General features: G+C 73.1%; 9 protein-coding genes. 6 read left to right on the top strand and 3 right to left on the bottom strand.

Going from position 1 to position 10,813, the window contains the following annotated elements; translation table 11 throughout:
* Positions 1-731, bottom strand: a 731-nt coding sequence (locus VFM98_RS01490) for a lytic murein transglycosylase (RefSeq protein WP_325108117.1), incomplete at its 3' end; no start/stop codon positions are given.
* Here VFM98_RS01490 and tssJ point away from each other — a divergent pair.
* The 6 genes from tssJ to VFM98_RS01520 all read left to right on the top strand — a co-directional run bounded on the left by tssJ (position 730) and on the right by VFM98_RS01520 (position 9,359).
* Complete coding sequence (tssJ, locus tag VFM98_RS01495; RefSeq protein WP_325108118.1) at positions 730-1,332, top strand: type VI secretion system lipoprotein TssJ; 603 nt, start codon at positions 730-732, stop codon at positions 1,330-1,332. The genes VFM98_RS01490 and tssJ overlap by 2 nt on opposite strands.
* On the top strand, positions 1,329-2,660 hold the full coding sequence (gene tssK, locus VFM98_RS01500) for a type VI secretion system baseplate subunit TssK (protein ID WP_325108119.1): 1,332 nt from the start codon (positions 1,329-1,331) through the stop codon (positions 2,658-2,660). The genes tssJ and tssK overlap by 4 nt, the downstream gene beginning before the upstream one ends.
* Positions 2,661-2,678: 18 nt before the next feature.
* Positions 2,679-3,998, top strand: a complete 1,320-nt coding sequence (locus tag VFM98_RS01505; RefSeq protein ID WP_325108120.1) for a DotU family type VI secretion system protein — start codon at positions 2,679-2,681, stop codon at positions 3,996-3,998.
* The gene (gene tssM, locus VFM98_RS01510) at positions 3,995-7,564 is read left to right on the top strand and encodes a type VI secretion system membrane subunit TssM (protein WP_325108121.1); all 3,570 of its coding nucleotides are present in this window, start codon (positions 3,995-3,997) and stop codon (positions 7,562-7,564) included. The genes VFM98_RS01505 and tssM overlap by 4 nt, the downstream gene beginning before the upstream one ends.
* Before the next feature lie 5 nt (positions 7,565-7,569).
* Complete coding sequence (gene tagF, locus VFM98_RS01515) at positions 7,570-8,274, top strand: type VI secretion system-associated protein TagF (protein WP_325108122.1); 705 nt, start codon at positions 7,570-7,572, stop codon at positions 8,272-8,274.
* 158 nt (positions 8,275-8,432) lie between these two features.
* The gene (locus VFM98_RS01520; RefSeq protein ID WP_325108123.1) at positions 8,433-9,359 is read left to right on the top strand and encodes a peptidoglycan-binding protein; all 927 of its coding nucleotides are present in this window, start codon (positions 8,433-8,435) and stop codon (positions 9,357-9,359) included.
* A 17-nt stretch (positions 9,360-9,376) separates the two neighbouring features.
* Here the strand turns inward: VFM98_RS01520 and VFM98_RS01525 are convergent, their stop codons facing one another.
* Positions 9,377-10,129: a PP2C family protein-serine/threonine phosphatase gene (locus tag VFM98_RS01525; protein ID WP_325108124.1), complete on the bottom strand. Its 753-nt coding sequence runs from the start codon at positions 10,127-10,129 to the stop codon at positions 9,377-9,379.
* A gap of 8 nt (positions 10,130-10,137) precedes the next feature.
* The coding region (gene tagH / locus VFM98_RS01530) for a type VI secretion system-associated FHA domain protein TagH (RefSeq protein ID WP_325108125.1) at positions 10,138-10,813 on the bottom strand (676 nt) is incomplete at its 5' end.

Consider the following 10,813-nt stretch of genomic DNA (forward strand, 5'->3'; position numbering starts at 1 on the left):
GGCACGCGCACTTCCACGCCCCAGCGCTGGCCCTGCTTCCAGCCCATGCCGGCCAGGTAGCGCGCCGTGGTCGCCAGCGCGTCGGGCACGCTGTGCACGATGTCCGAGCGGCCGGAGCCGTCGCCATCGGCCATGTACTGGCGGAACGTGCCGGGCATGAACTGCGTCATGCCGAAGGCCCCGGCCCAGGAGCCGTTGAAGTCCTCCGGCTGCACCACACCCTCCTCCAGCAGCCACAAGGCGTCGAAGAAGTGCTTCTTGCGCTCGCGGCTGGACAGGTTCAGGCAGGCGCGGCTGAGCGTCGCGTCGATCACCGGGTAGCGGCCGGACACGCGCCCGTAGTCGGTCTCGATGCCGAATACCGCCACGGCCACCGCCGGCTCCACGCCGTGGCGCTGCGCGATGCCTTCCAGTGCCGCGGTCTCCTGCTGCAGCAGCGCCCTGCCGTCGGCGATGCGCTGCGCGTCGACGCGCCGCGCCAGGTAGTCCCAGATCGGGATCTTGAATTCGGGTTGCGCGCGGGTGGCGTCGGCGATCACGCCGCGCAGGTCCTGCGCCGCGGCGGTGTAGGTGTCGAAAGTCTGCGCCGAGACGCCGCGGTGCGTCGGCAGTTCCTTGCGCAGCGAGGCCACGCAGGCGGCCAGCGGCGCGTCCGCGTCCTGGGCGGCAGCCGTGAGCGGCACGCAGGCGAGCGCCGTGCAGAGCCAGGGGAGCCATCGGATCGAAGCCATGACCCAGTGTAGGCCGCTCGGCGTGCACGAGCTTGCAGCGGCCGCCCGTTGCTCGGCCGATTACCTAAGTCACGAGGCGCGCGTGCGGGCCGTGACTATCCTGCCCGCAACGAGACGGGAGAACGGCATCGTGAAGACCCTCGCCCTGCAACTCGCCGCCGCGGCCGCGGCGCTCGCGCTCGCCGGCTGCGCGAGCGCGCCCAAGCCGACCCAGCTCGCCGCCACCCTCCAGGCCTCCGCCACCGTCAATCCCAGCAGCAGCGAGCGCCCTTCCCCCGTGCTGCTGCGCGTGTACGAACTCAAGACCGCCGCCGCCTTCAACGCCGCCGACTTCATGTCGCTGTACCAGCGCGACAAGGCGGAGCTCGGCGCCGACCTGGTGGCGAAGGAGGAGTTCACGCTTGCCCCGGGGGAAACGCGCAAGTTCGCCCGCACGCTGGCGCCGGACACGCGCTTCCTGGGCGTGGTCGCCGCCTTCCGCGACGTGGAGCACGCCCGCTGGCGCAGCATCGTCGCCGTGCAGCCCGGCAAGATGCACAACGTGGTGATCAAGGCCGACCGGCTCTCGGTGGAAGCGGTGCTCGCCGGGGGCGGGTCATGAGCCTGCACAGCCGCGTCCTCTGGTCGCAAGGCATGTTCCTGCTGCCGCACCACTTCCAGCAGGAAGCGCGGCACGTGGAATACGAGGCCGGCATGCGGCTGCGCGCGACTGGCGCCCACGCCTGGGGCTTCTTCGAGCTCGCGCTCGACGAGGGCCTGCTGGCGGTGGGCCGGGTGGGCCTGAGCCGCGCGAGCGGGATCCTGCCCGATGGCACGCCCTTCTCGGTGCCGCAGCACGACGCGCCGCCGCTGCCGCTGGAAGTGCCGGCCGACATGAAGGGCGAGCTGGTGCTGCTGGCCGTGCCGCTGGCGCGCGAAGGCGTCACGCAGGTGCGCTGGGATGACGGCGCCGCGCCCGACCTGTGCCGCTGGCGCGCCGTGAACGAGGAGCTGCGCGACCACACCAACGCCGCCGACGAGCCCGAGCCGGTGCAGACCGGCGCGCTGGAGCTGCGCCTGCTGCGTGCCCGCGACGCCAGCGACGCGCACGCCGTGCTGGGCGTGGCGCGCGTGGTCGAGCGCCGCAGCGACGACCAGGTCGTGATCGACCGCGGCTACATCGCGCCGCAGACCCGCATCGACGCCAGCCAGCAGCTCTCGGCCCAGGCCTCGCTGCTGCACGGGCTGATCCGACAGCGGGCGCGCGCGCTGGCCGCTCGCATGGGGCAATTGAGCCACGGCGTCTCGGAGATGGCGGACTTCCTGATGCTGCAGGCCTTGAACCGCGCCGAGCCGGTGTTCCGGCAGCACGCGCTGGCGCCGACCACGGCACCGCTCGCCCTCTACCTGGCCTGCCTGGAGCTGGCCGGCGAGCTCTCCACCTTCGGCGAGGGGCGCTGCCCGGCCGAACACCCGCTGTACCGCCACGACGACCTGCAAGGCACGTTCACGCCGGTGATCGCGGACCTGCGGCGCATGCTCTCGACGGTGCTGGAGCGCAATGCCGTGCAGATCGAGCTGGCCGAGCGCAACCACGGCGTGCGCATGGCGGTGTTCCCCGATCCGGAGCTGGCGCGCAGCGCCCTCCTGGTGCTGGCCGCCAACGCGCAGATGCCGGCGGAGCAGTTGCGCACGCGCTTTCCCGCGCAGTCCAAGCTGGGGCCGCCGGAGCGCCTGCGCGATCTCGTCAACCTCGCCCTGCCGGGCCTCGCGCTGCGCTCGCTGCCGACGGCGCCGCGCCAGCTGCCCTTCCACGCCGGCTTCCACTACTTCGAGGTCGATCGCGGCGGCGAGCTGTGGAAGCAGGTCGAACGCGGCGGCAGCCTCGCCATGCACGTGGCCGGCGACTTCCCCGGGCTCGATCTCGAGCTGTGGGCGATCCGCTCCTGAGCGCAGCCAGGCCGCGCCATGGACAGCTTCGCCATCCGCGATCCCTTCGCCGACCTCGGCGAGCAGGACCGCACCTTCGTCAAGCCCACGCCCGGCGGCCAGCCCGGTGCCGCGCCGCCTTCCGCCCCCGCGGCCGCCGTACCCGACGAGGCGCCGGCGGAGCACGGCCTGAACCCCCTGCTGGCCCTGGCCAACCGTCTGCTGCTCGCCGTGCCGCAACTGCGCGCCACGCGGCAGGTGGAGGACGTGGCGGCGCTGCGCAACGCGTTGGCCCAGGGCCTGCGCGACTTCGCCGCCCGCGCCGCCACCCAGGGCATCGCGCCCGAGCGCGTGATGGCCGCGCGCTACGTGCTCTGCACCATGATCGACGAGGCCGCGGCCGCCACCCCCTGGGGCGGCGGGGGCGTGTGGGCGCAGCACAGCCTGCTGGCCATGTTCCACAACGAGACGGAGGGCGGAGAGAAGGTGTTCCAGCTCATGGCGCGGCTGGCCGAGAAACCCGAGGCCCACCGCGACCTGCTGGAGCTGATCTACGCCGCGATCACGCTCGGTTTCGAGGGCCGCTACCGCGTGCTTCCCAACGGGCGCGCGCAGCTCGAGGCGGTGCGCGACAAGCTGGCCCAGATCCTGCGCAGGGAGCGCGGCGAGTTCCCGCGTGCGCTGGCGCAGCACTGGCAGGGCCAGGCCGTGCGCCGCGGCACGGCCTGGAACTGGCTGCCGCTGGCCGGCACGGCCGCCGGCGCCGTGCTGCTGCTGGTCGCGGCCTACTTCGCCTTCGCCGTCTCGCTCGGCAACCGCTCCGATCCGGTGTTCGGCCGCATCCAGGGCCTGCGCCTCACGCCGCCGGTCGTGGCCGCGCCCCTGCCCGCCGCCAAGCCCCGGCTCGCGCAGTTCCTGCAGTCGGACATCAAGGCGGGACTGGTCGCGGTGCGCGACGAGGTCGATCGCAGCGTCGTCACGCTGCGCGGCGACGGCGCCTTCGCGCCGGGCAGCGCCACGCTGCTGCCCGGGCGCGAGGCGCTCATGGGCCGCATCGCCGACGCGCTGGCGCAGGTGAGCGGCAGCGTGCTGGTCACCGGCCACACCGACAACCAGCCGATCGCGCGCTCGGCGCGCTTCCCCTCCAACTGGCATTTGTCGGAGGAGCGGGCCCGCAGCGTGCGCGAGCTGCTGGTGGCCCGCAAGGTGGCCCCCGAGCGCATCCGCGCCGAAGGGCGTGCCGACGCCGAACCGCTGGTGGCCAACGACACCCCCGGCAACCGCGCGCTGAACCGCCGCGTCGAGATCACGCTGGTGGTCGGGCGTGACGCCGCCGCACCCATCCGGACGACGCGATGATCAGGACGCTGCTCGGACTGGTGTTCAACCGCTGGCTGCTGCTGGCGCTGGTCCTGCTCGCGCTCGGCGTGGCGATCTGGATCGTCGGTCCGCTGGTGGCGATCGCGGAGAAGCGCCCGCTGGAAACCGAATCGGCGCGCTGGATCACCATCGCCACGCTCGCCGCGCTGCTGGTGCTGACGATGGCGTGGAAGCGCTGGCGCGCCGGACGCGGCAACGCCGCGGTGGTGAACCAGCTCATTGCCGCTCCAGCGGCGGAACGCGCCGCCCCCGAAAGCGCCGACCTGCAGGCCGTGCGGCAACGCTTCGAGCAGGCCCTGCAATCGCTGCAGCGGGCGCGCTTCGGCCCGCGCGGGCTGCTCTCGGGCTGGTCGGCGCGGCTCGGCGGCCGCTACCTGTACGAGCTGCCCTGGTACCTGATCATCGGCGCGCCCGGCTCGGGCAAGACCACCGCCCTGCGCAACTGCGGCCTCAACTTCCCGCTGGCCGGCAGCGCCGGCGAGCAGGCGCTGCGCGGCGTGGGCGGCACGCGCAACTGCGACTGGTGGTTCACCGACCAGGCGGTGCTGATCGACACGGCCGGCCGCTTCGTCACGCAGGACAGCGACCGCGAGAACGACCGCAGCACCTGGGCCGGCTTCCTCGCGCTGCTGCGGCGCGCGCGGCCGCGCCAGCCGCTCAATGGCGTGCTGGTCACGGTGTCGGCCAGCGACCTGCTGACGCGCGACGCCGCCGCGCGGGCACACTACGCCGCGACGGTGCGCGAACGCCTCAACGAGCTGCACGAGCACCTGGCCATCCGCTTTCCCGTCTACGTGCTGGTGACCAAGTCGGACCTGCTGGCCGGCTTCATGGACTACTTCGCCCCCATCGACAAGGAGCAGCGGGCCACGCCCTGGGGCGCGAGCTTCGGGCTGCAGCAGGGCCCGGCGCAGGCGCTGGCGCGCTTCGGCCCCGAGTTCGAGGCGCTGCTGCAAAGGCTTTCCGACGGCCTGATCGAACGACTGCAGGGCGAGCGTGACCCGCAGGCGCGCGCCCGCATCTACGGCTTCCCCGGCCAGTTCGCCGCCCTGCGCGGCGCGCTGCAGGAGTTCCTGGAGACGGCCTTCGCGCCCTCGGCCTATGACCCCGAGACCCTGCTGCGCGGCTTCTACTTCATCAGCGGCACCCAGGAGGGCACGCCGATCGACCGCGTGCTGGGCTCCATCGCGCGCAGCTACCAGCTCGAACGCGCGGTGATCGCGCCCAACCGGGCGAGCGGCAAGAGCTACTTCCTGCATCGCCTCATGGGCGAGGTGGTGTTCGCCGAACAGGGCGTGGCCGGCACCAACCTGCAATGGGAGCGGCGGCGGCGCTGGCTCGCCGCCGGCGCCTATGCCGCGATCGGACTGGTCACCGTCGGCGCGCTGTCCGCCTGGACCCTCAGCTACGTCAACAACCGCCGCTACGTCGACCTGGTGGCGGGCCGCGCCGAGCGCGTGCGCCAGCTGGTGCAGGAAACGCCCAACCGCGCCACGCCCGACCTGCAGCCGCTGCTGCCGGCACTGGCCGCCACCCGCAGCCTGGCCGGCCCGCCGGAGCAGCTGCCGTGGACGCAGGGCAGCGGCCTCTCGCAGAGCCGCAAGCTCGATGGCGCGGCGCACCGCGCTTACGAACGCATGCTGGTGGACGCGGTGCTGCCCCGCATCGGCCTGCGGGTGGAGGAGCAGCTGCGCCTGGCCGGCGCTGCGCCGGACAGCCAGTACGAGGCGCTCAAGGCCTACCTGATGCTGCACGACGTGCAGCACTTCGACGCCGAGGCGCTCAAGGCCTACATCGAGGCCGACTGGGATGCGCAGTTCGGCCGCTCGCTGGACGCCGACCAGCGGGCCGAACTGAGCGCGCACCTCGACGCGCTGCTGGCGCAAGGGCCGGCGGTCTCGCCGCTGCCGGAGGACCGCACGCTGGTGGAGTTCCACCGCAACCGGCTGGCCGGCACGCCCCTGCCGCAGCGCATCTACCAGCGCATGCGCCAGCGCGGGCTGGGCAGCGACTTCCCCGAATTCACCGTGGCGCGCGCGGCGGGCAGCAACGCCGCCCTGGTGTTCCAGCGCGCGAGCGGCGCCCCCCTCACCAAGGGCGTGCCGGGCCTCTTCACCTACGACGGCTACCACCGCGGCTTCCAGAAGGAAGTGGCGCGCGTGGCGCGGCAGCTCGCCGACGAACAGGGCTGGGTGCTCGGCGTCGCCACGACGACGCAGGACCCTGCCGCCGCCGTGATCGCGGACGACCGGTTGCTGGACGACGTGCGGCGCATCTACCTCACCGAGTACGCCACCGTGTGGCAGGCCTTCATCGCCGACGTGCGCCTGCAGCCGATGGCCGGCCTGCCGCAGGCGATCCAGACGGCGCGCCTGCTGTCCGCGGCCGACAGCCCGCTGCCGCCGCTGATGAAGGCCATGTCGCGCGAGACCACCCTGCTGGCCACCAACGGGCGCAACGCGATCGAGAAGAGCGCGGACAGCGCCAGCAATGCCTTGAAGAAGGGCCGCAAGGCGCTGTCGGACCTGCTGGCCCAGCGCAAGCCCGGCGAAGGCGGCCCGCGCATCGAGTCGCTGGTCGACGACCGCTTCGCCGGGCTGCGCCAGTTCGTCACCGCGCCCGAAGGCGGCAAGGCGCCGATGGACGAGGCACTGGCGCTGCTCGCGGAAGTCAACGTGCTGCTCAATGCGGTGGACAGCGCCGTCAAGGGCGGGGCGGCGCCGCCGCCCTCGCCGCTGCCGAACCGGCTCAAGTCGGAAGCGGCGCGGATGCCGGAGCCGGTGCGCTCGATGCTGGACAACCTCTCGCACAACAGCGGCCAGGTGGCGCAACTGCTGGTGCGACAGAACCTGGCGCAGGAAGTGCGTGCCCAGGTCGGCGAGTTCTGCCAGCAGGCGGTGGCCGGCCGCTATCCGCTGGACCGCGCCTCGGCGCGCGACGCCACGCAGGCCGACTTCGCGCTGCTGTTCGGCCCCGGCGGCAAGATCGACCAGCTGTTCCAGCAGAAGCTCGCGCCCTACGTGGACACCAGCGCGCGGCCCTGGAAATTCCGCACCGTCGAGGGCGTGCCGCTCGGGGTGGACCACGGCACGTTGCCGCAGTTCCAGCGCGCGCAGGCGATCCGCGAGACCTTCTTCCCGGCCGGCAACACGCCGTCGCTGAAGCTGCAGTTCAAGCCGGTGGAGATGGACGCCAGCCTGCGCCAGTTCATCCTCGACATCGACGGCCAGGTGGTGCAGTACGACCACGGCCCGCAGATCCCCACCTCCGTGCAATGGCCCGGCCCGCGCGGCAGCATGCAGGTGCGCGTGCAGGTCAACCCGCCCTCCACCGGCAGCACCTTCGGCGCCGTGTACGAAGGGCCGTGGGCGCTGCTGCGCCTGTTCGACCGGGTGAAGATCGAGCCGGGCAGCGTGCCCGAGCGCTTCCGCGCCACCTTCGACATCGAGGGCCGCAAGGCGGTGTTCGAGGTGACGGCCAACAGCGTGCGCAATCCCTTCCGCCTGCGCGAGCTGGGCGAGTTCGCCTGCCCGGCGGGACTCTGACCCCCATGTCCGCGCCCCTTCCGCTGCAGGAGGCGGCCGGCGTGCCGGGCTGGTACGGCAAGCTCGCCATCCTCGGCGACTTCGCCCACCGGCGCCTGCCGCCCGAGTGGCTGCGCGCCTGCGAGCAATGGCTCTCGACCGCCATGCCCGGCGCGCGCGAGGCGCTCGGCGAGCGCTGGCTCGACGTGTACCTGCACGCGCCCCTGCTGCGCTTCGGCTGGGCGCCGGGCGTGCTGGACCGGCGCTGGTGGTTCGGCCTCTTGATGGCCAGCTGCGACAGCGTGGGGCGCTATTACCCGCTCGTGATCGCGCATCCGCGCGAGCAGGCGCCGCGCGACCGCATCGCGCTGGACCACCTGGAGCGCTGGTTCGAGCATCTAGGGCAGGCGGCGATGCGCACGCTCGACGACATCGGCGGCTCCGTCGAGGCGCTGGAGTCGGCGCTGCAGGACGCGCCCGCATGGCCGACCGCGGGCCGCCCCGCCACGCTGCAGACCCAGGCGCACGAGACGGGCACGACGCACCGGCTCGGCCGCGCCGCACCGCTGTCGCACTGGCTGAATGCGATCGCCGTGCAGGAATTCGCCGAGCGCCTCGACGGTTGCACCCTCTGGTGGCGCGTGACGCCGGAAGGCAGCGGCGATACGCTCGCCATCCTGCGCGGGCTGCCCGACGGCCCCGCCTTCGCGGCCCTTCTGGCGGGACCTTGACCGCTGTCATGCCCGGGTGCCGCACGCTTCCCGCAGACTGGCGGTGGAGCGCAGCGCAACCCCAGCACGCTCCCGGTCTCGGCCCGTCGCCGCAAGTACGAAATCGCACCGACGCCGCCGCGCGCCGGTCCTAGCCTGAGGGTTCGCAAGGAGGTGCCATGGAACGCAGCTACTTCTCCAAGGGTTGCCGGGGCGAGATCGTCATCCGGCTGCAGCAGGCATTGCAGCAGCAGGGCTTCGCGCCGCCGGTGCTGGTGAAATTCGTCGATGGCGACTTCGGCGAGAAGACCGCCACGGCGGTGCGCGGCTTGCAGGAGGCGCGCGGCTTCACCGCCAGCGGCGAAATCGATGCCCGCACCTGGAATGCCGCGCTGGACGCGCCGCTGCCCTCGCTCTTCGAGCGCGCGCTGCAGCTCACGGCGGACTTCGAGGGTCACGGCTTCGGCCTCGCGCAGGGCAACTTCGACGGCGCCGGCATCACCTGGGGGATCATCGGCTTCACCCTGGCGGGCGGCGAGCTGCAGCGCGTGATGCAGGAAATCGACCGCCGCGCGCCCGGCACCGTGGACGCGGCCTTCGGCGCGCTGGCGCCCGAATGGCGCAGCGTGCTGGCGAAGAAGCAGCGCGAGCAGATCGCCTGGGCCGACGGCATCAGCCTCGGCACCAGCAAGGCCCGCCTGCCGCCCCCCTGGGTGCAGGTGTTCGCCCGCCTGGGCGCGCTGCCCGTCACGCAGCAGGTGCAGATCGATGCGGCGCGCGAAAAATACTTCGAGCCCGCCCTGCGCTCCGCCCAGCGGCTGGGGCTGCACACGGAGCGCGGGATCGCCCTGTGTTTCGACACGCACGTGCAAAGCGGCAGCGTCAGGCCGGAGGTCTTCCAGGCCGCCGCCGACTTCCCCGCCGGCGCCACCGAAGGCGACCGGCTGCCGCTGCTGGCCCAGGCGATCGCGCAGGCGGTGAGCCGGCCGCAGTTCCGCGCCGACGTGCTCGCCCGACGCATGTGCATCGCGACCGGAAGCGGCCGCGTGCACGGGGCGGACTACAAGGTGGCGAGCTGGGGCCTGGGACTGTTCCGTGCCGAATGAGGATGTGGCGGCGGCGATTACGCCGCCTCCAGCCCCACCCACGCCGCGACCGCGCTGAAGTTGTCCTGCCGCGGGTGGCGCTGCGCCTCGATCGCGCCCTGCATCGCCGTGAGCCATTCGTCCGGGCTGTCCGCGTCGGCCAGGCTGCCCAGGATCGCCGCCTCGTTCAGCGCGCCCCACCAGCCGTCGCTGCACAGGAGGAAGGCGTCGCCCGGCTCCAGCCGCACGGCGGCGCGCGGGGTGTGCGGCTCGATCTCGCCGTCGATGCCGAGCGCGGAGACGAGCTGGTTCTTGAACGGATGCACCAGCGCCTGCTGCGCCGTGAGCAGGCCGGCGTCCACCATGCGCTGCACCACGCTGTCGTCGCTGGTGAGCTGGCGCAGCGCGCCGCGCCGCACGACGTACAGGCGCGAGTCGCCCACGTGGCTCCACAAGGCCCGGCCCGCGTCGGCATCAATCCACAGCACCACCAGCGTGGTGTGCATGCCGCGCGGCCCGGCGCCCGTCTGTCGCGCGTCCAGCACGTGGCGGTGGGTGGCGAGCACCGCGCGCGTGAGCGCGTCGGCATCGAAGCGCGCGCTGGCGCCGCGCAACGCGCACTGGAGGTGCTCCACGGCGCGCCGCGCGGCCTCGGCGCCGCCACTGTGGCCGCCGGCGCCGTCGGCCAGGACCGCGAGCCAGCGCGGCCCCTCCATCGACACGCCGACGCGGTCCTCGTTGCTGGAACGCTGGCCGCATTCGCTGCGGCTGGCCAGGGCGATCTCGAGCATCGACGGCCTCAGGCGCGCGGACGCTCCCGCCGCAGCCGCTGCAGCTGCTGTTCGTAGGCCTCCACGAAGGCCTTGCCGAACAGGGCGTGGAAATCCTCCTGGGCCTCGTCGCGGATCGCCTGGTGGTGCTGCAGGTAGAGCTCCCAGAGCTTGGCCTTGCGCGCCATGGGCAGCACGCTGTCGATCACCGTCCCGCCGGCGAGTTTGTCTTCCAACGGTCGGGGCGCGAAGCGCGCCAGCACGCCCTCGAGGGCGGCGCGCGTGCCGGCCATGGTGCCGATGGCGTGGCCGACCAGGTCGTCCATGGCCTCGGTGACGGCGGCAGGGCCGGCGAGGAAGCCGCGCAGCGGCGGCAGCAGCAGTTGCTCCAGCGCCGACTGCGCGTCGGGCGAGAACTTCAGCGGATTGTTGTTGCGCGCCTGGATGACCGTGACCTGCGCGTGCAGCTCCTGGCGCGTCGCCGCGCGCACCGCGATCAGTTGCAGCGTGCCGTCGATGGCGGCGCGCAGCAACGCGCCTGCGCTGCGCAGCAGCTCCGGCGTGACGCCCTGCGGCAGCGCCACCCGCACGCCGGCGCCTTCGCAGAAGGCATCCCAGAGCGCCGCCGCGTCGCCGCCGGCGGCCACGTCGCCCGCGGCGGCAGCAGCAGCGGCAGGGGCCGGCCGCGGCGGCGTGAAAGCGGCG

The organism is Ramlibacter sp. (genome assembly GCF_035706265.1).
Lineage (GTDB): Bacteria > Pseudomonadota > Gammaproteobacteria > Burkholderiales > Burkholderiaceae_C > Ramlibacter.

What these genes read in the sequence shown, in the direction of transcription:
- tssK (WP_325108119.1), top strand. Translation starts at nt 1,329, where the DNA reads ATGAGCCTGCACAGCCGCGTCCTCTGGTCGCAAGGCATGTTCCTGCTG.
- VFM98_RS01505 (WP_325108120.1), top strand. Translation starts at nt 2,679, where the DNA reads ATGGACAGCTTCGCCATCCGCGATCCCTTCGCCGACCTCGGCGAGCAG.
- VFM98_RS01525 (WP_325108124.1), bottom strand. Translation starts at nt 10,129, where the DNA reads ATGCTCGAGATCGCCCTGGCCAGCCGCAGCGAATGCGGCCAGCGTTCC.
- tssJ (WP_325108118.1), top strand. Translation starts at nt 730, where the DNA reads ATGACCCAGTGTAGGCCGCTCGGCGTGCACGAGCTTGCAGCGGCCGCC.
- tagF (WP_325108122.1), top strand. Translation starts at nt 7,570, where the DNA reads ATGTCCGCGCCCCTTCCGCTGCAGGAGGCGGCCGGCGTGCCGGGCTGG.
- tssM (WP_325108121.1), top strand. Translation starts at nt 3,995, where the DNA reads ATGATCAGGACGCTGCTCGGACTGGTGTTCAACCGCTGGCTGCTGCTG.
- VFM98_RS01520 (WP_325108123.1), top strand. Translation starts at nt 8,433, where the DNA reads ATGGAACGCAGCTACTTCTCCAAGGGTTGCCGGGGCGAGATCGTCATC.